We start from the raw sequence: 18,800 nt of genomic DNA, 5'->3' as shown, positions 1-18,800 counted from the left end.
CAATTTACAATTAAATAAATATGGCAGTAAATACAAAAATAGCTCTGGTTACAGGAGGAAGCAGAGGTTTAGGGAAAAATATGGCAATTGCAATTGCAAAAAAAGGACTTGACGTTATCATTACTTATAACAGCAAAAAAGAAGAAGCAGACGCAGTTGTAAAAGAAATTGAAAGTTTAGGTCAAAAAGCGGCATCACTTCAATTGAATGTAGGAGATTCTCATACTTTTGATAGCTTTTTTGAAAGTATTTCTTCGACTTTAAAAAGCATTTTCAATACTGATAAATTTGATTTTTTAGTAAACAATGCCGGAATTGGAATTCATAATTCATTCGCAGGAACTACTGAAGCAGAGTTTGACCAATTGACTAATATTCAATTTAAAGGCCCGTTTTTCTTAACTCAAAAAGCTTTGAACGTAATGAACGACGGCGGCGGAATTGTAAATATTTCAACTGGTTTAGCCAGATTTTCATTTCCAGGTTATGCCGCTTATGCTTCTATGAAAGGTGCAATCGAGACGTTAACAAAATATCAGGCAAAAGAATTAGGCGAAAGAAAAATCAGGGCAAATGTTGTTGCTCCGGGTGCGATTGAAACTGATTTTGGCGGAGGCGTTGTTCGTGATAACGAACAATTAAACAAAAACTTAGCCTCAATTACAGCTTTAGGAAGAGTTGGTTTACCAGACGATATTGGCGGTGTTGTTGCCTTTTTATGCACAGAAGATGCACGCTGGGTAAATGCGCAGCGTATTGAAGCTTCTGGCGGAATGAATTTGTAAATCTTATTTACGTTAAGAATTAAACCCGACAGTCCCCGAAACCTCGGGATAAAAACCTGTCGGGTTTGCTGTTGTAAACGAGTATTTTTTTAGCCTATTTGAATTGTTTTAATTAAGTTCCCATCTGTATCAAAAATGAGATTATAATTTTTTCCATCTTTTACAGCTTTCACCTCATAAGTTGTTTTGTTTTTAGCATCAACAACAGAATAAGCTTCTCTTACAGGTGCAGCGGGTGCTGCTTTAGTTTTAGTTTTTGACTTACTTTTTGATTTTGAACTTGATTTTGCGGTTGATTTAGCAGGGTAATTAGCATCCAGATAAGCCAGTACTGCTTGTGGTAATTTAGCGCTTGAGATCTGTTCTTTGTAAGCTTTAAAATTTGCATCACTATCATAAACTGCATATGCCTGTGTTTTGCCTGTGGTTGTAAATTTTGCTGCAAAATAAATATCATTTTCATTCTTGCCATATTCCATAGACCAAATTGGTTTTTTCTGTGGATATTGTTTTTCAAATGCCTTTACTATATTTTCTGAAGGAAGCAGGATACTTTGCTGCCCTATTAAAAAATTAAAGCATAGTAAGGTTTTAAATAATAAAAGTTTTTTCATAGTAATATTTATAAAATTAAACATAATGTAAATAAAGTAGTAAAATTACTACATTTATAATTAACTAAAAAATTAAATTATTAGAATATTTTCTAATAGAAAAAACAAAACCCAACAAGCTTTAAACTTGTCGGGTTTGCCGTTTTAAATATAATTGAATTAGTAAGTGTACTTTTTAATTTTTTTCGATGATTACATCAAAACCTCCATTTTGATCGAAAACAACATCATAAAATCTGGAGTCTTTTTCAATACCCACTTCATAAGTGGTTTTATTTTTATCATTTACTATCACAGCGATTTCCTTAATCGCTTTTGGTGCGTAATTTTTCTTTAAATAACTCTGTGCTTTTTGAGGTAATTGACTTAGCGGAATTTGCAATTCATATGCTTTTAAAATCCCTAAATTATCATAAACCGCAAGAGCTTTGGTATTCTTGTCTGTATTAAATTTTGCTTCGTACCTAATTTCGTCATTGTCATCGCCAACATAATCTATAGACCAGACAGCAGCTTTATTGGGGTATTCTTTTTCAAAAGTAAATCGTACTTTTTCCGGTGGTGTTACTACTTCATTTTGAGCACTTAAATAACTGCAGTAAAATAAAACCAGCAGTAATAATACTTTTTTCATGATCTTGACTATTAAATTAAAACCTAAATAACGTATTAAAATTATTACTTTTAAAATGAAATCCAAATATTTTTTAATAAAAAAAATGCTACTTTTTTAATCTGTCCGTCAATTCCCTTTTGTAGGTTATTCCAACAGGCAGTTTTTCATTTTTAATCATTACAAAATCTTTTTCTGTTGCTTCAATTTTGTCCAGCGATACAATAAAAGATTTATGAATTCGGATAAAATTCTTTTCCGGCAGGCATTTTTCGAGCTCAGTTGTTGTAATTGAAGCCAGATAAATTCGTTTTGCAGTATGCAGTTTCACATAGTTTCCAAAACTCTGTGCATACAAAAGCTGGTCTAATTCAATATCAATAAAATAACCGTCGACTTTAACACTTACTTTGTTTACCACTATTTCTTCTTCTTTTGTTTTTACATTTTCTGTAGAGAAAAAACGGTCAACAGCTTTTAAAAATCTGGGGAAATAAATAGGTTTCAGTAAATAATCAATTACGCCGTAATCGTAACTTTCGAGTGCAAATTCAGAATAAGCTGTCGTTAAAATTGTTTTAGGATGATTGGGAATAATCTTTAATAATTCCATTCCTGAAATCTCAGGCATATTAATATCCAAAAACATCAAATCGACTTTATTTTCCCTGAGATAATCCATTGCTTCAATGCCATTATATCCCTGAAAAACCAATTCTAACTGCGGATTTTGTTTTATATAATTAGCTAAAACATAATGCGCTGCCGGCTCATCATCAACAATAATGCATTTTTTAGGATCTCTCATTATGCAAATCTTTTCAACTGCAGTTTTAAATCAACAATATAAGTGTTTTTGTTCTCCTGAATGTCGAGTGTATAGTTTTTCCCGAAAATCAAATTCAGTCTTTCAATCGTATTTTTTAAACCAATTTTAGTCGAAACAACATCGGTTTGCTTTGTTGGAATTGAATTCACTACATGAAGATGCAGCTGTCCGTCTTCTACCGTAATAAAAATCTGGACGAAGCATTTTTCAATTGCGCAGGTTCCGTGTTTAAAAGCATTTTCAATAAAAGCAATTAAAAGCATCGGCGAAATTTTATATGCATTTTCATTGTCAACTTTAGAATCCAAAGTAATATCACAGCGATACCCAACACGCTCTTTTTCCAGCTGTACATAACTGTTTATAAACTCTAATTCGTCTTCTAAAGATACGCATTGTTTGCTGTTACTTTCTAATTGATAACGCATTAACTGCGAAACCTTCATAATTAAGTCCGGTGTTCTGTCCGGAAATTCCAGACTAATTCCGTAAAGCGTATTAAAAGTGTTAAATAAGAAATGCGGGTTCAATTGTCCTTTTAACGAATTCAACTGCATTTGGTTAAATAACAAAGCTTCTTCGGTACGTTTTCTGTGTATTCTGTAGAATTTAAAAACAATAATCGGGCTTAAAATACAAACCAAAGTTCCCAAAACGCTGGCTAATTGGTACAAATAACTTCTTTGATGGGAGTTTTGATACAAATGACAGCTGCTAAACATATCCAGCATTGTAATCTCATATAAAACAATCGAGAAAACAAGAACTCCAAAAAGCGTTAATACCAGGTAAGTAAAAGGACGACGGGTTTTAAATAATATTGGGAAAAGAAAGAAACGATTGAATTGTGCGTGCATGTACAAAATGCAATAAAAGAAAATACCCATTAAAACAGATGTTATAGAACTAAATAACATCCAGTCGTTTTTTAAAGTATATATGGTAAAGGAAAACGCGACGACGGCAATTTCCTGCCACCATTTGTTATCCAGAATATTATCAAATTTTATGCTCATTTTTTAAACTTAAATAGTTCACAAAGTACGGACAAATATTTAATTATCATTTCTAAAAAATGACCAATTGAATTGGTCATTTACTATTGCAGTACATCACTTAACATGACTTTTATCAGTACAAGAGAAATAAATTTGTGCTATAATTTCACACTTGAGTTTATGTATTTCAAAAAAATTACCTTATTATTTTTCTTGATTTTTGCATCAATCGGTTACTCTCAAACCCTTTCTTTAAAAGAAGCAGTAAAAACTGGGCTTGAAAATTACGGTTCGATCAGGGCAAAAAACAATTACACCAATGCATCAAAAGAGACTCTAAAACAATCTCGACGTGATTACCTGCCTAACCTAAATTTATCGGCACAGCAGGATTACGGAACTGTAAATGGTCAAAACGGACCGCTTTATGGATTTGGAGGTCTTGGAGTTGCTTCATCAGGATTACCGCTGCCGGAACAAAACTGGAATTCGGCTTTTGGCGCACTTTATCTGGTCAACATGAACTGGGATTTTTTCACTTTTGGAAAAACGCAGGAAAAAATCAATTTGTCTAAAATTGATGTTCAGGCCAAAGAAAAAGATTTACAACAGGAAAAATTCCAACAGGAAATCAAAATTTCTGCTGCTTATTTAAATCTATTGGCGAGTCAAAGATTGTTGATTTCTCAGCAAAAAAACCTGGATCGTGCAGAGGTTTTCAAAAAGACAGCTGTTGCGAGAGTTAAAAACGGATTATTGGCCGGCGTAGATTCTACATTGGCTACAGCCGAAGTTTCTAAAGCTAAAATTGCTTTAAACCTTGCGAAGAATTTCGTTAAAGAACAAAACAATAAACTGGTCGATTTAATGGGCGTTGCGCCTCAGGATTTTGTTACCGATACTCTTTTTGTAACTCAGATTCCGAAAGAATTAATTAAAGGAAATACAGCTGCAGATAGTCTGCATCCTTTATTGCAATTCTATAAAACGAAAATCGATTACAGCAATCAGCAGGTTAAATTATACAAACGTTTTTATTACCCAACAATGAGTGCTTTTGGAGTTTTACAAACCAGAGCTTCGGGATTTGAAAATAGTTATGCCACAGACCAGCATGCTTTTAGCAGAAATTACTGGGATGGCGTAAATCCGGATCGTACCAATTATTTGGTTGGAGTTGGAATCACTTGGAATTTAACCACACCTTTTAGATCAAGCAAACAAGTAAGCGCCCAGAAATTTGTTTCTCAAGCTTTACAGGAAGAATATAATCAGGCAGACAGAGAATTGAAATCGCAGCTGACTTTTGCCGAAGATAAGATCAAAATTACGCTTGATAATTATGCCGAAGCACCTATTCAGGTTGATGCGGCAAAAAGAGCTTACATTCAAAAATCGACTTTATACAAAAATGGTTTAACTGATTTAACCGATTTGACCCAAACGATTTACACTTTAAACCGTGCCGAAATCGATCGTGATATTGTGAACAATAATGTATGGCAGTCGTTTTTGCTGAAAGTTGCTGCAACGGGCAATTTTGACTTATTTATAAATGAATTTTAATTATAACGTCTAATGAATTTAATACGTTTTGCACTCCGCAAACCCATTTCCATATTAGTATTGGTTGCGGGTCTATTTTTCTTCGGAATTGGTGCCATCAAAGACATTAAGGTAGATATTCTGCCAAAAATGAATTTGCCGGTTATTTATATTGCGCATCCGTTTGGAGGTTATACGCCAGACCAGATGGAGGCTTATTTTGCTAAAAACTACGTGAATGTTTTACCTTTCTCGAATGGTATAAAATCGGTAGAAACCAAAAATATTCAGGGGTTAATGATTATGAAATTAACCTATTATGAAGGTACAAATATGGCTCAGGCTGCTGCCGAGTTAAGTGCGCTTTCAAACAGAATTCAGGCGGTTTTTCCACCAGGAACACAACCTCCGTTTATCATTCGTTTTGATGCTTCTTCACTGCCAATTGGTCAATTGGTTTTGAGCAGTAAAATTAGGTCAAATAACGAATTACAGGATTTAGCCAACGTTTATGTTCGTGCTTCGTTTACTTCGATTCCCGGTTTGTTATCGCCGGCTCCCTTTGGCGGAAGCCCAAGAACAATTGAGGTTAACGTAGACCCTGATTTATTGCGTTCGCATAATATGACGCCGGATCAAGTTGTTGAAGCGATTCGTTTAAACAACCAAACGGCTCCATCAGGAAACGTTCGTATGGGCGACAAAAACTATATTACGCCAACTAATAATACAATTAAAGAAGTGAAGGATTTTGAACAGATTCCGTTATTTAAAGGCGGTGTTCAAAATCTAAAATTAGGCGATGTTGCTTCTGTAAAAGACGGTGCCGATATTACAGCAGGTTACGCTTTAGTAAACGGAAAACGTTCGGTTTATATCAGCATTGCAAAAGCGGGAGACGCTTCGACCTGGGATGTGGTTCAGAAATTAAAAGCCGAACTTCCTAAAATTCAAAGTACACTTCCTGAAGATGTAAACATTACGTATGAATTTGACCAGTCAGTTTATGTAATCAATTCGGTTAAAAGTTTAATTACTGAGGGAATTATTGGTGCGGTTTTAACGGGATTAATGGTTTTATTATTCCTGGGAGATAAACGTGCGGCATTAATTGTAATCTTAACGATTCCAATTTCTATTATTTCAGGAGTTTTATTCTTGAAATTATTCGGGCAAACGATCAACTTAATGTCTTTATCCGGATTGGCTCTTGCCATTGGTATTTTGGTGGATGAAAGTACGGTTACGATCGAAAATATTCACCAGCACCTCGACATGGGAAAACCAAAGGCACTCGCCATTTGGGATGCGTGTCAGGAAATTGCTCTGCCTAAATTATTGATCTTGCTTTGTATCCTGGCTGTGTTTGCGCCGGCATTTACTATGGTTGGTATTCCGGGAGCGCTGTTTCTTCCTTTGGCTTTAGCAATTGGGTTTTCGATGGTTATTTCGTTTTTATTGTCTCAGACTTTTGTTCCTGTAATGGCAAACTGGATAATGAAAGGACATGAAAAACACGAACATGGCCCAGAAATTACAGATGATGAAGCTGAATTTAGAGACTGCGGGTTAACTCCGGAATCTGAAAAAGATTTAATCAGCCAGAAAAAAGTAATGGTTGAAAGAGAAGATTTTAATAATGACGGAAAATTGAGTCTTTTTGAAAGATTCAGGGTTCGTTTTATGAGAACTTTAGACCGTTTGTTTCCATACAAAAAAGCGACAAGTATTATATATCTGGTTTCTGCTACTGCTTTAGCCATTGTATTTATTGGTTTTATTGGAAAAGATGTATTCCCAAAAACCAATTCAAGTCAGTTTCAGTTAAGGCTTCGTGCTCCAGACGGAACACGTTTAGAAAGAACAGAAGAACAGGCTATAATCGTTTTAAAAGAATTGAAAAAAATGGTTGGTCAGGAACATATCGGAATATCTTCTGTTTATGTGGGTCAGCACCCTTCTCTATTCTCGATTAATCCGATTTATTTATTCATGGCGGGTTCGCATGAAGCTGTTTTCCAAGTAAGTTTAAAGGAATATCATGTTGATATGGATGAGTTTAAAGATGATTTTAGAGCAAGACTGAAAAAAGTACTGCCCAATACTAAAGTTTCTTTTGAACCAATCGAATTGACAGATAAAGTTTTAAGCCAGGGTTCTCCTACTCCAATCGAAATTCGAATTGCAGGAAAAGACAAAAAACGAAATGAATTATACGCCAATCAAATTATTGATAAACTAAAAGCGATTTCGTATTTCAGAGATGTACAAATTGGTCAGCCAATTCATTATCCGGCAATGAATATTGATATTGACAGAACCCGTGCGGCAGAATTAGGCGTTGATATGAATGATATTTCACGTTCGCTTATTGCTTCGACTTCATCATCAAGATATACCGAAAAAAATACGTGGGTCGATGAAAAAGCGGGATTATCATATAACGTTCAGGTTCAGGTTCCTTTGAATAAAATGAAAAGCAAAACTGATATTGGAGAAATTCCGGTATTAAGAAACTCGATTCGTCCGGTTTTGAGTGACGTTGCAAAAATTACACCCACATTTGTAAGTGGTGAAAATGACAATTTAGGGGCTATGCCTTACATTACTGTTACGGCAAACATCAACCAGACCGATTTAGGTACGGCTACAAAAGATGTGGGCAAAACAATTAGTTCTTTAGGCGAATTACCTCGTGGTTTGTTCATTTCGCCAATTGGGTTAAGTACTGTATTGAGCGAAACATTAAGTAGTTTACAAACAGGATTATTGGTTGCCGTTTTTGTAATCTTCTTAATGTTAGCCGCTAATTTCCAGTCGTTCAAAGTTTCATTGGTAATTTTAACGACGGTTCCTGCGGTTGTTTTAGGAGCTTTATTAATGCTTACGCTTACAGGTTCTACGTTAAATTTACAATCGTATATGGGAATCATTATGTCGGTTGGGGTTTCGATTGCCAATGCCGTTTTGCTGGTCACGAATGCCGAACAATTGCGTAAACGAAACGGGAATGCGTTAGAATCTGCGCGCGAAGCTGCGGCGCTGCGTCTTCGTCCTATTATCATGACATCTGTGGCGATGATTGCGGGAATGTTACCTATGGCAATTGGACACGGTGAAGGCGGCGATCAGGTTTCTCCGTTAGGAAGAGCGGTTATTGGCGGATTATTATTTTCTACTTTTGCCGTATTATTAATTCTTCCTCAGATTTTTGCCTGGGCACAAGAAAAAACATCGACACAATCTGTTTCTTTAGATCCTGAAGACGAAGAAAGCATCCATTATATCTCATCAATAAGTAAGTCGAAAGTTATAAAGTCGTAAAGTTATAAAGTCGTAAAGTTGAAAGTCGAAAGTTACAATCGTCGCGAAAACACTTCGATAAACTTTTATACTTTCCGTATACTTATAAAACATATTTATATAAAACCAAAAAATGAAAAATAATATAAAATCAATCGCAATATTGTTTACAGCTTTAGTGGCACTAAGCAGCTGTGAAAAGAAAAAAGAAGAAACTGCGAAAGCAGAAATCGAACCTAAAGTTGAAACTTTCCTTTTAGCGAAAGAAAAATTAACAACAGAATTGCGTTTACCAGCCGAATTAACTGGTTTTCAACAAGTAGATTTGTATGCAAAAGTGAGCAGTTTCGTAAAAACATTAAAAGTTGATATTGGTTCTAAAGTAAAAAAAGGACAGCTTTTAGTGGTTTTAGAAGCTCCTGAAATCAGTTCGCAGCTGGCTGCAGCCGAATCGAGATTAAAATCGATGGAAGCGATTTATGCCACCAGCAAAAGCACTTACAACCGTTTGTATGAAACAAGTAAAGTTGAAGGAACGATTTCTAAAAATGATTTAGAAATGGCAAGCGGAAAAAAGAATTCTGATTATGCACAATACCAAGCCGCAATTGCAGCTCATAAAGAAGTTTCGATTATAAGAGGTTATTTGGAGATTCGCGCTCCGTTTGATGGCGTTGTGGCGGCAAGAAACGTGAATTTAGGAACATTTGTTGGTCCGGCAGGAAAAGGTTCAGATTTGCCTTTATTGACGATTCAACAGCAAGATAAGTTACGTTTGGCGGTTTCTATTCCGGAATTGTATACAGGATATTTACACGAAGGCGACGAAATGAGTTTTAATGTAAAATCATTGCCTGAAACTTTTAAAGCTAAAATTACCAGAATGTCTGGTGCTTTAGATTTAAAATTACGTTCTGAGCGTGTTGAAATGGATGTTGTGAATACCAAAAAAGACTTATTACCTGGAATGGTTGCCGAAGTTTTATTGCCGCTTAATGCGAAAGACAGCACATTTGTGGTTCCGAAATCGGCAGTAGTGAATTCTGCTGAAGGTTTATTTGTAATTAGAGTTGTGAACCATAAAGCAAATAGAGTTGACATTAAAAAAGGAAGAGAAATCGACGATAAAATCGAAATTTTCGGAGATTTAAGCCTTAAAGATAAACTGGTAAAAATTGCCAGCGAAGAAACTAAGGAAGGCGATATCATAAACGAATAACCTGCGTTTAGTCTTCAATTTAGTGATTACCAAAAACTGTACGCATTCTTGAATGCGGCATTTTAAAATTGTTACTGATTTTAAAATGCAAATCTAAAATTTGCCTTGAAGGACGGTACTTGATATAGTGCCGTCCTTTTTTTGTTTAGTCTTCTCTTTTTCATCTTTTAATTTTGAGATGTATTTTCTGTGAGTTTTATATATAAATATAATCTTATTAATGGAATATTATTTTTAAATTGGTCAAGTATCTTAAACTTAAAAGTAAATGGCAAAAGAGAGGATTTTTGAACTTATCAGAAATGAAGAAGTTGTATTATTTGTAGGAGCTGGAATGTCTATGTATGCTGGCTGTCCATCTGGAGCAAAACTTGCAGAAATTTTACATAATGGTCTCACAGAAGAATTAAAAAAAGACATTACATTAAATTATGATCTATCAAAATTAGCTGAAGAAATTTGTAATATAAAAGGAGGAAATAAAAATTATTTATTTTCAACTTTAAAAAAAGAGTTTCAAAAAATTCCTCTATCAACCGAAACTCATCAATTATTAGCCAGAATTCCACACTTTAAAAATATTATAACTACTAATTATGACACATTGATTGAATCGACAAATAATAATATTGAAGTCATTCGAAAAAGTGCTGATTACACAATTGTTGATCCTAAAAAACAATTACTTTTTAAAATACATTCTGATCTATCTGATACAGAAAACATCATCTTAACAACTACTGACTATAATAACTATTTTTCTAAATCTAAGGAAGATAGTGTGTTTTGGAATGCAATAAAAGATAGACTTGCATCGAATCATATATTATTTATTGGATATGGAATGGAAGATTCTAATATCAATGTTTTACTCGATAAAATTATACAAGAATTGGGTCATAATAGAAAAGAAATTTTCTTTGTATCACCATCTATACCTCCAGCTAAATTAAAATATTTTCAAAGAATAGGAATTGAATATATTGAATCAACGGGTGAAAATTTTATCAATGAGATATATGAAGATTTAAGATTAAATTATTTTCCAAATTTAACAAAAGGAGTTGGTGTTGCTGGAACAGCTTTGGATTTTGCAAATGCAAATCAAATTAATGTTACGTTAAGTCAAAAAGATAAAAGGATAGAAATTGGAGATATAAAATCTACGAACGAAATTAGTGATCATAAAATTGAAGTTAAATTTGAGATGCCAACAAGTGAAGAATCAATGAATATTCTGGCTTCAATTAAAGGTAAAAATTTTGAAGATGTATATTTAGACAAAAACTCTTTAAAAGAATTTAATATGTTCTTTAAAGGTTTTCGCTTTAAAACTGAAGAAGACATTCAAAATCTTATAATAAAGAAACTACCTGTTTTTGATTTTAATATGCATATTATTTTTGAAGATGGTTTTGAAATTGATAACTATCCTTTCAAATTGTTTGTTATTTCTCCAAGTGAAAATGAGGGGCATTTAAAAATTCAACTTGAAGATTTTACAGTTATTATAAAAATTGAATTTCAAACAGAAAAAGATTCAACAAAATATAATTTAGAAATTTTTCCTAGCGAACAGATAAGATCAACTAATTCCGGTTTTAAATTCTATGAAATGCTCTATAAAATTATTTCTGGTCAGAAGTTCAAAATTTATAAGGAAAATGAAATCTTTTACAATTACATACCGAAAATCAAATTTGAAGACGATGCATTAGATGCTAAATTGTTACTTAAATATTTTGAAGATCTTAAGAAAATAGAAAAACATTTTAATTTAAAATTTTCAAAAATTAACCTTGAAAAAAAATTTGAAAAACTGATTAAAAATATATTAGCGTATATTGATAAAACATCGTTTTCAGAGCATTTTTTGGGTGAATCTTTTGGTATTGAAGGTCAAAAAAATTTTGAACAGTTAATTAGTATTGATGAAGGGAATTTATTTCTGACATGGGCTAGTAATAAAAAAACAATAATTGATTTATATGATAAACAATTTGATTTGGGCTATTTACACACTTCTATACATGATGGCTACATTGAAAATTTAAAAGATTTACAATTATCTAAAACAAAAAATATATTATTAAAAAGTAGAAGTGAATTAATTCATTTTAGATATGCCGACGATAAGAATATCATATAGCATAAATAAAGAATTAAAACATTAAAATTGAATTACTACAACAGAAACTTTTAAATAATATGTTAAAAATTGGTGAATATCTAATAATACGAGATTTTATAAAACATAAATCTTTATTATTAATGGATCATGAAAAGAAAAATCATGCAAAAACTGGTATAGCAATAAATAATTATGCAACAATTGAAATTGCTGGACGGACATACTATTTAGTTCCAACAAACATGTTTAAAGCAATTATAGAAAGAAATCTTAGAATTGCAAGTACCAAATTTCCAAAAAAATTTGGAACAGGTGATGCTAAAGATGTAATTGAAGCTATATATGATTTAGAACCTTGGTTTGATTTGGAAAGATTTATTGAAACTTTGCGAACGGAACAATTTTGTTATGCAATTGAAGTAATTAATGGCAAAATAAATGAAAAACTTCTTAGGATAGATTTATATCGTGATATAAAAGCTAACAAAAATGGTGGTTTTGATTTCATAGGTGGAATATTTCATTGCTACAAACATTTTAGTTTTGAAGGTAAACCATTATCAACAAGCAAAGAAATTAATGATATTGAGCATCCTAAAGAGCTTCTATTTAAAATAATTAAAACCTTTTTTTTAGGAAACATTACTATTGTTGATGAATTAACTTCTTATTCTGAAATTGAAATAAATGAAAAAGAAAAACTAAGATTAGTATTTTATTACGAAAAAAATACAGAAGTATTTTTTGTAAAAACAGCTCATAGAATATAAGAAATGTTATAAATTTTCTTATTACAATATTGTAAATTACTTCAGAAAATTATTTTATAGAGATATGAATAAAAAACGACACAAATTACCACCCGATAGCGCGGATTTGCAATCCGTGCCCGCAAAGTAAGGAATGCATTTTACTTGAACTCAAAAACGGCGAATAATCTAACTAAAATTAAATTATCTTATAAAATAATTTAAAAAAGGTTTTCCGTAATAATTAGATAATGATTGGTTTTAAGTTTACCAATTATTAACCCTTAATTATTAAATTATGGCATTACCATTAGGAACAACTGGCAAGACCGGTGAAACATGTCCTGAATCAGGAGTGTGGGAGGCACAATCATCTCCATCAACAACTATACCTTTAGCAAAAGGTAATCAATTTCCTCCTTACAACAACAAAGCTGTAACATGGAAGTTAATCCGATATGCTTAACAGCTTATTGTTTATTTTTAAGACTTCCAGAAATGGAAGTCTTATTTACTGGAAAATGAAAACCAAATAAAATATTATGAAAAAATCGAAAATTATACTTATAGTTTTTGCTGTTATCATTTTGGCAGCAGTTTTAACTAATCCAAGTAGTGAAGAACATAAACAAGCTGTAAAATCAGTAATAAATCAAGTTGTTCAGAATTCTATCTCAGAAAATGGTTCTGATATGGAAAAATTAGGAATTTTGTTTGGAAGTTCTTTGGCAGAAAAGTTAATTGAGAATTCTGTAACTAGAGACAATTATATACTATTTTCAATTACTAAAATTACATGGCAAGGCAAAAGTAAAAGTATTGGATATGGTCTATTTGGAAATGTTTTTCTTTCTGAAAAAGTAAATAAAGCATTTAATAATGATGAAATAAACAGCTATGAAAATACTTTAGAAGCAGTTGATACTATGGCTGTCAGTGTAGACACAATAGCTACAGAATAGCCCAATAACGCGGATTTGCAATCCGTGCCAACAAAGTAGTGAACAAAGAACTAAAACCTCGATTTTTTCAAATCGAGGTTTTTTTTAAAATTTATTCCTTCTCCAAATAAGGATTCAAAACCTCAGCCAATTCATTCAGCCAAAAAAAGCTGTTTTCTAAATTATCAATTCCGTTTTGAAGAGTTTCATGTTCTCGCATAACGCCTAAAGCAAGGATATAATTTACCTGCCTTATTGCTTTGGCCATTTCTTGCGGATCAATTTTAGTGTTGAAGAAATTTAGAAGTCTTGTTTCAGCTTCTTTTGAAAATGTGTTTGTACTCATAATTGTCGTAATATTTAGGAATATAAAAACCCTTGCATGTTAGTGCTCCTAAACGCTTACGACAGCGTTTTACGGTCGTTTCCGATACCGTACACATAATACAAGGGCAAATCTTTATCAATTTCAAAGTCGTAATATTTAGGAAAAACAAATATATGAAAATTTTACATTTTTAATATTTTTCCTACAATAAAATAACACACTTATTCAAATATAATAAATTATATAAGAGTTGCCCATTATATGATTTTGGGTTAATATTACATCAGCTAAAAACCATAAAATACCTTATGAAAAAAATTATTGCTTTACTATTTCTTGTAGTTCTTTCTTCATGCGATCAGAATCATTCGAATGAAAAATTTGAAAAGAAAACAGTCGAAAATAAATATTCAATATCTGTCCCGGAAAATCTTGGTGTTACGACAGAATTGAATGATGAAGCTTCTTTACAATTACAGAATCAGTTTGACGAATTTTATGTTATTGTAATAGATGAATTAAAAACTGATTTTGTAAATGCTATTGAAAATAATTTATTAAACACAACACCAGATCTCGATGGGTATTACAATGCTACTTTGAATAATTTAAAAAAATCCGGTTTAAAAGATTTTAAGCTCTACGATGTACAGAAAAAGAAAATTAATTCCTCAAGTGCTATTGTTTTTTCAGTATCTGGAATCACTGACGGTTTTAACGTTTTTTATCGATTTGCAATTGTACAGGGAAAAGACCGATACTATCAAATCATGTCATGGACAGAAGCCAGTAAAGAAAAACAATATACCGAAAGAATGAATAGAATTCTAGATTCTTTTAATGTAGAAGAAGCTGGTTATTCCAAAAGTAAAAACCGTTTGGCTAAAGACAGAACGAAAAAATAATGAGAGAAAACATTCTATTACTTCTTCAAATAATAACGGTAGACTTTTTTACAGCCTTTGGTTTATATTCAATTCTATATTTAATTGTTTCAATTTTTATAAAGAAACCTATTCTGTACAAAATAGATGAAGAAGCTGTTAAATTTATTTCTTTGGCTGGCGTAATTTATTTTGCTGTCTGGATAATTGGATTTTTTGTTTTTTATGCAGAAAGTAATCCAGAAGAAAAAAGCGATATGCTAAACAGAATGTTCGGAAAATATTGGATTGGATATTGGACACAGCCTATTTTATGGTTTGCTCTTACACAATTACTGCGGTTTAAAAAAGTCAGCAAAAATGCTTTATTGAGAATCGTATTCAGCTTTTTACTTATTGTTTCAATTGAACAATTTATTATTTTTATTACTAGTTTCCATCGTGATTATTTGCCAAGCTCGTGGACAATGTATCGTGATTTGGATATTTATCCTTCTAACTTTTTCCTTGCTCTTTTAATGAAAATAGTATTCTTTTTGTTTTTTGTTGGAATATATTATCTGGCAAAAAATCAAATAAAAATATTTGCCAAAACTAAGAGAATTGAGAATTAAAAATACTTTTTCTGTTGATACTCAAAAAAAACCTTATTTTATCATAATAAAAACTTTTAAGGGTATAGTAAGTAAAAACCACAGTCTTATATTTACAATACTACACCAAAATTTAAAAGATTTTATATGCCCAATACACAAAAATTAACCGAATTATTGTCAAAAAAATTCAATTCAAATATCTCTATTCATGGTAGTTTCCTAAAAAGTAAATTTACTTCTATACTTGATGTTAATAACGGAACTAACTTTATTACTTCAGAAAAACATATTTATTCCTTCAAAGATCACGAGCGCAATCGCTGGCTTACTGTTGTAAATTCATTTCACGCAAATGGAAAAGAATATTTTCCAAATATTGGCGATCACTATACTTTAGAAAGCGGTGCAAAATATAGTTTTACAACCAAAGACGAAATTATAGAAATGGCAATTGCATATTTCAGTAAACATATGTCGATAAGCTGATTTTACTTAAAAGCTCTAAAAATTGTCGATTATGATGGCGGGCCTTCGACTTTGCTCAGCCTGACAACATTGTGGCGTTTTTTTTTAGCGTGCTGTTTGTCATTTCGACGTAAGGAGAAATCGCACTAGTAACTCGACAAAGATTAGCCATTTAGATTGCGGAATTTATACATTTTTAAACTGGACTGAAGTCCAGCCCTACAATATGGGTCATTCCTTCGGAATTTTCTTTTAATGGAATTTTAATCAATTCTTATTATGCAATCTTTTACCTCGTTGTTTGTCATTTTGATTTCTATGAAAAAGAGCCAGCGGCTCGATCAATATTGTAGGGCTGGACTTCAGTCCAGTTGATATTAAGAACGGATTTCAATCCGGTTTACACATAATTATATCATTTGTATTTTTGTTTTCTAATGAAAAAATATACCTTCTCGCCTAGCCCTGATCGGAACGGCATCCTTTTGTGGTGGTCCCGATAGCTATCGGGACAAAAAAGATATAGTGAGGAGCGGGACAAATGGTCTTAAAAACACAAATTTATCTGCTACTTAAAAAAATTACAGGATTACAAACATCAATAAAATAAGGACTTCGCAAGCATTTTTAGATCAATCTATAACACGATAAGAAAATATTATGACAAAATTATTTCATAATTAGAAAAACCGCCATACATTTGCCTAACAGTGTTAAACAATTTAATACTCGAATATAATGGCTAGCAAAGATCGAATTTTAAGACAAAAAGAAGAAACAAGAAATAACATTCTTGGTGCTGCTTATGATATCGTAAAAGATGAAGGCTGGAATGGTTTGAGTATGCGTAAAATTGCCGACAGAATCGAATATACTGCTCCTATTATTTATGAATACTTTTCGAATAAGGAAGCAATACTTGAAGAATTGACAGGTAAAGGTTTTATTAAACTGACTAAAGAACTGCAAATTGCGATAGATAAGTTTGAAAAACCGGAAGATCAATTAGAAGCCATGTGGATGACTTACTGGGACTTCGCTTTTACAAATACTGAAATGTACCAGCTAATGTTTGGTGTTCAAATGACCTGCTGCGCACAGCGATGTTCGGCTCAGGAGGGACCTTACAGATTATTTACTCAGGTAATTGCTGAAGTAATGAAAGACAGCAATCCGAGTGAAGATATCATTAAACAAAAATATTTTACTTTCTTTTCTGTTATTCATGGTTTAATCGCCATCAATATCATTAACAAAAGTGATATTTTAGAAACAATAAATGCTCAAATTTTGAAAGATGCCATTGGCGGTATCATCAAATCAATACAATAGATTTTTTTTCAATTTTTACTTAACAGTGTAAAATAATTTAATTGGATAATATAAAATCCTTTTTTTTATAACCTTAACTTAACACTGTTAGAAAATTTAATAGAGTAATAAAAACTCTTTTTTTAGACTTTTGCTTAACGCTGTTAAATATTTTAATAATGATTTAGAATAGAATTGAAAAAGCTTAAAGTATGAAAGTCTGCGCACATTTACTTAACAATGTTAGATAATTTAATTTAATTAGATATGAATCCCGAGAATTCCAGAATACCTAAAAATTTAATCCGAGAAAATGTTCAACCAATTAAAACCACTATGAAAATGAAAAATGTAATTATAACCAGTTTTATTCTGGCCCTAGTATTAAGCAGCTGTGGCGACAAAAATCAGGCACCTACTGCTCCACCACCTCCGGTTTTACCTGTGTTGGCTATAACAAGTGCAAATACAACTACTGATGCTGAATATCCAGCTGCTATACAAGGAACTGTAGATGTTGAAATTCGTCCGCAGGTAAGCGGAAACCTTGACAGAATTTTTGTTGACGAAGGTGCTTATGTAAGCAAAGGACAAACTTTATTTAAAATAAACGAACGTCCATACCGTGAGCAGTTAAACAATGCTTTAGCAAGTCTTCACGCAGCTGAAGCGGCTTTAATCAACGCTAATTTAGAAGTAGATAAATTGACTCCTTTAGTACAAAACAAAGTAGTTTCTGATTATCAGTTAAAAACAGCTAAAGCTTCTCAAAAAATTGCTGCTGCAAATATCGAACAGGCAAAAGCAATGGTAGGTTCTGCTAAAATTAATTTAGGATACACTAATGTTACAGCTCCAGTGAGCGGATACATTGGAAGACTTCCTAAAAAACAAGGAAGTTTAGTTTCTGCTTCTGATGTTGAAGCTTTAACCACTTTATCAGACGTTCACGAAGTATTTGCTTATTTCTCTTTGGGTGAAACTGATTTCATCAACTTTAAAGAGCAATATAAAGGAAGTTCTCTTGGTGACAAAATCAAAAAATTACCTCCGGTTACTTTGATTTTGGCTGATAACAACGTTTATCCTCAAACGGGAAAAATCGATATGGTTGACGGTCAGTTTGATAAAACTACTGGAGCTATCACGATTAGAGCAACTTTCCCAAATGCAAACGGAACATTACGTTCTGGAAACACAGGAAGAATCCGTTTAGGATTAAACCACGACGATGCGATTTTAGTTCCACAGTCGGCTACAGTTGAAATGCAGGATAAAGTATTTGTTTTCAGCGTAGGTAAAGACAACAAAGTAACTAAAACGCCTATCACTATTGTGGGTAAAAGCGGTACTAATTATTTAATTAAAGAAGGTGTAAAAACTGGTGACCAAATCGTGTTAAGCGGTATTGACAAACTTCAGGATGGACAAGCGATTCAGCCGGAAAAATCAACTAAAGTTGCCGAAGTAACTAATAAAAAATAATTCT

The 18,800-nt window shown here is 32.4% G+C and carries 18 protein-coding genes; 13 read left to right on the top strand and 5 right to left on the bottom strand.

What is annotated here, in order from left to right:
• The first annotated feature begins 20 nt into the window (after window positions 1-20).
• Entirely contained in the window at window positions 21-785 is a 765-nt protein-coding gene (locus tag LUU93_RS08900) for an SDR family oxidoreductase (RefSeq protein WP_232680472.1), read from the top strand.
• Window positions 786-874: 89 nt separating this feature from the next.
• Here the strand turns inward: LUU93_RS08900 and LUU93_RS08895 are convergent, their stop codons facing one another.
• The 4 genes from LUU93_RS08895 to LUU93_RS08880 form a co-directional block, all read right to left on the bottom strand.
• A complete protein-coding gene (locus LUU93_RS08895) occupies window positions 875-1,399 on the bottom strand; it encodes a hypothetical protein (protein WP_232680469.1) in 525 nt (174 codons plus the stop codon).
• A 175-nt stretch (window positions 1,400-1,574) separates the two neighbouring features.
• Window positions 1,575-2,033: a PepSY-like domain-containing protein gene (locus LUU93_RS08890; RefSeq protein WP_232680467.1), complete on the bottom strand. Its 459-nt coding sequence runs from the start codon at window positions 2,031-2,033 to the stop codon at window positions 1,575-1,577.
• A gap of 88 nt (window positions 2,034-2,121) precedes the next feature.
• On the bottom strand, window positions 2,122-2,820 hold the full coding sequence (locus LUU93_RS08885; protein WP_232680465.1) for a LytR/AlgR family response regulator transcription factor: 699 nt from the start codon (window positions 2,818-2,820) through the stop codon (window positions 2,122-2,124).
• On the bottom strand, window positions 2,820-3,857 hold the full coding sequence (locus LUU93_RS08880; protein ID WP_232680463.1) for a sensor histidine kinase: 1,038 nt from the start codon (window positions 3,855-3,857) through the stop codon (window positions 2,820-2,822). Before LUU93_RS08880 ends, LUU93_RS08885 begins: the two co-directional genes overlap by 1 nt.
• A 162-nt stretch (window positions 3,858-4,019) precedes the next feature.
• Here LUU93_RS08880 and LUU93_RS08875 point away from each other — a divergent pair, with 162 nt between their 5' ends.
• The 7 genes from LUU93_RS08875 to LUU93_RS08845 all read left to right on the top strand — a co-directional run bounded on the left by LUU93_RS08875 (window position 4,020) and on the right by LUU93_RS08845 (window position 13,748).
• Window positions 4,020-5,405, top strand: a complete 1,386-nt coding sequence (locus LUU93_RS08875) for a TolC family protein (RefSeq protein WP_232680461.1) — start codon at window positions 4,020-4,022, stop codon at window positions 5,403-5,405.
• 12 nt (window positions 5,406-5,417) lie between these two features.
• Window positions 5,418-8,708: an efflux RND transporter permease subunit gene (locus tag LUU93_RS08870; protein WP_232680459.1), complete on the top strand. Its 3,291-nt coding sequence runs from the start codon at window positions 5,418-5,420 to the stop codon at window positions 8,706-8,708.
• Window positions 8,709-8,820: 112 nt separating this feature from the next.
• The gene (locus tag LUU93_RS08865; protein WP_232680458.1) at window positions 8,821-9,906 is read left to right on the top strand and encodes an efflux RND transporter periplasmic adaptor subunit; all 1,086 of its coding nucleotides are present in this window, start codon (window positions 8,821-8,823) and stop codon (window positions 9,904-9,906) included.
• A gap of 268 nt (window positions 9,907-10,174) precedes the next feature.
• Entirely contained in the window at window positions 10,175-12,055 is a 1,881-nt protein-coding gene (locus LUU93_RS08860; RefSeq protein WP_232680456.1) for an SIR2 family NAD-dependent protein deacylase, read from the top strand.
• Window positions 12,056-12,114: 59 nt separating this feature from the next.
• The gene (locus LUU93_RS08855) at window positions 12,115-12,807 is read left to right on the top strand and encodes a hypothetical protein (RefSeq protein WP_232680454.1); all 693 of its coding nucleotides are present in this window, start codon (window positions 12,115-12,117) and stop codon (window positions 12,805-12,807) included.
• Between the two features lie 277 nt (window positions 12,808-13,084).
• Window positions 13,085-13,252: a hypothetical protein gene (locus LUU93_RS08850; protein WP_017495593.1), complete on the top strand. Its 168-nt coding sequence runs from the start codon at window positions 13,085-13,087 to the stop codon at window positions 13,250-13,252.
• Window positions 13,253-13,328: 76 nt separating this feature from the next.
• Window positions 13,329-13,748: a DUF4359 domain-containing protein gene (locus LUU93_RS08845; protein WP_232680450.1), complete on the top strand. Its 420-nt coding sequence runs from the start codon at window positions 13,329-13,331 to the stop codon at window positions 13,746-13,748.
• 91 nt (window positions 13,749-13,839) lie between these two features.
• Here the strand turns inward: LUU93_RS08845 and LUU93_RS08840 are convergent, their stop codons facing one another.
• Window positions 13,840-14,073: a hypothetical protein gene (locus LUU93_RS08840; protein WP_232680448.1), complete on the bottom strand. Its 234-nt coding sequence runs from the start codon at window positions 14,071-14,073 to the stop codon at window positions 13,840-13,842.
• Between the two features lie 290 nt (window positions 14,074-14,363).
• Here LUU93_RS08840 and LUU93_RS08835 point away from each other — a divergent pair, with 290 nt between their 5' ends.
• The 5 genes from LUU93_RS08835 (at window position 14,364) to LUU93_RS08815 (ending at window position 18,796) form a co-directional block, all read left to right on the top strand.
• The gene (locus LUU93_RS08835) at window positions 14,364-14,960 is read left to right on the top strand and encodes a hypothetical protein (protein ID WP_232680447.1); all 597 of its coding nucleotides are present in this window, start codon (window positions 14,364-14,366) and stop codon (window positions 14,958-14,960) included.
• A complete protein-coding gene (locus LUU93_RS08830; protein WP_232680446.1) occupies window positions 14,960-15,553 on the top strand; it encodes a hypothetical protein in 594 nt (197 codons plus the stop codon). The genes LUU93_RS08835 and LUU93_RS08830 overlap by 1 nt, the downstream gene beginning before the upstream one ends.
• 126 nt (window positions 15,554-15,679) lie before the next feature.
• Window positions 15,680-16,021: a hypothetical protein gene (locus LUU93_RS08825; protein ID WP_232680445.1), complete on the top strand. Its 342-nt coding sequence runs from the start codon at window positions 15,680-15,682 to the stop codon at window positions 16,019-16,021.
• 717 nt (window positions 16,022-16,738) lie between these two features.
• Window positions 16,739-17,332, top strand: coding sequence for a TetR/AcrR family transcriptional regulator (locus tag LUU93_RS08820; protein WP_232680444.1), 594 nt, complete (start codon window positions 16,739-16,741; stop codon window positions 17,330-17,332).
• 246 nt (window positions 17,333-17,578) lie between these two features.
• Window positions 17,579-18,796 carry an efflux RND transporter periplasmic adaptor subunit gene (locus LUU93_RS08815; RefSeq protein ID WP_232680443.1) on the top strand — a complete coding sequence of 406 codons (1,218 nt, stop codon included), beginning with the start codon at window positions 17,579-17,581 and terminating at the stop codon, window positions 18,794-18,796.
• Window positions 18,797-18,800: the final 4 nt, after the last annotated feature.

The sequence above is a fragment of the Flavobacterium soyae genome, assembly GCF_021245985.1.
Classification (GTDB): domain Bacteria; phylum Bacteroidota; class Bacteroidia; order Flavobacteriales; family Flavobacteriaceae; genus Flavobacterium; species Flavobacterium soyae.
This window is presented reverse-complemented; position numbering and strand designations above follow the sequence as displayed.

What these genes read in the sequence shown, in the direction of transcription:
- LUU93_RS08860 (WP_232680456.1), top strand. Translation starts at nt 10,175, where the DNA reads ATGGCAAAAGAGAGGATTTTTGAACTTATCAGAAATGAAGAAGTTGTA.
- LUU93_RS08875 (WP_232680461.1), top strand. Translation starts at nt 4,020, where the DNA reads ATGTATTTCAAAAAAATTACCTTATTATTTTTCTTGATTTTTGCATCA.
- LUU93_RS08830 (WP_232680446.1), top strand. Translation starts at nt 14,960, where the DNA reads ATGAGAGAAAACATTCTATTACTTCTTCAAATAATAACGGTAGACTTT.
- LUU93_RS08880 (WP_232680463.1), bottom strand. Translation starts at nt 3,857, where the DNA reads ATGAGCATAAAATTTGATAATATTCTGGATAACAAATGGTGGCAGGAA.
- LUU93_RS08845 (WP_232680450.1), top strand. Translation starts at nt 13,329, where the DNA reads ATGAAAAAATCGAAAATTATACTTATAGTTTTTGCTGTTATCATTTTG.
- LUU93_RS08900 (WP_232680472.1), top strand. Translation starts at nt 21, where the DNA reads ATGGCAGTAAATACAAAAATAGCTCTGGTTACAGGAGGAAGCAGAGGT.
- LUU93_RS08815 (WP_232680443.1), top strand. Translation starts at nt 17,579, where the DNA reads ATGAATCCCGAGAATTCCAGAATACCTAAAAATTTAATCCGAGAAAAT.
- LUU93_RS08850 (WP_017495593.1), top strand. Translation starts at nt 13,085, where the DNA reads ATGGCATTACCATTAGGAACAACTGGCAAGACCGGTGAAACATGTCCT.
- LUU93_RS08895 (WP_232680469.1), bottom strand. Translation starts at nt 1,399, where the DNA reads ATGAAAAAACTTTTATTATTTAAAACCTTACTATGCTTTAATTTTTTA.
- LUU93_RS08865 (WP_232680458.1), top strand. Translation starts at nt 8,821, where the DNA reads ATGAAAAATAATATAAAATCAATCGCAATATTGTTTACAGCTTTAGTG.
- LUU93_RS08855 (WP_232680454.1), top strand. Translation starts at nt 12,115, where the DNA reads ATGTTAAAAATTGGTGAATATCTAATAATACGAGATTTTATAAAACAT.
- LUU93_RS08890 (WP_232680467.1), bottom strand. Translation starts at nt 2,033, where the DNA reads ATGAAAAAAGTATTATTACTGCTGGTTTTATTTTACTGCAGTTATTTA.
- LUU93_RS08820 (WP_232680444.1), top strand. Translation starts at nt 16,739, where the DNA reads ATGGCTAGCAAAGATCGAATTTTAAGACAAAAAGAAGAAACAAGAAAT.
- LUU93_RS08840 (WP_232680448.1), bottom strand. Translation starts at nt 14,073, where the DNA reads ATGAGTACAAACACATTTTCAAAAGAAGCTGAAACAAGACTTCTAAAT.
- LUU93_RS08870 (WP_232680459.1), top strand. Translation starts at nt 5,418, where the DNA reads ATGAATTTAATACGTTTTGCACTCCGCAAACCCATTTCCATATTAGTA.
- LUU93_RS08835 (WP_232680447.1), top strand. Translation starts at nt 14,364, where the DNA reads ATGAAAAAAATTATTGCTTTACTATTTCTTGTAGTTCTTTCTTCATGC.
- LUU93_RS08885 (WP_232680465.1), bottom strand. Translation starts at nt 2,820, where the DNA reads ATGAGAGATCCTAAAAAATGCATTATTGTTGATGATGAGCCGGCAGCG.
- LUU93_RS08825 (WP_232680445.1), top strand. Translation starts at nt 15,680, where the DNA reads ATGCCCAATACACAAAAATTAACCGAATTATTGTCAAAAAAATTCAAT.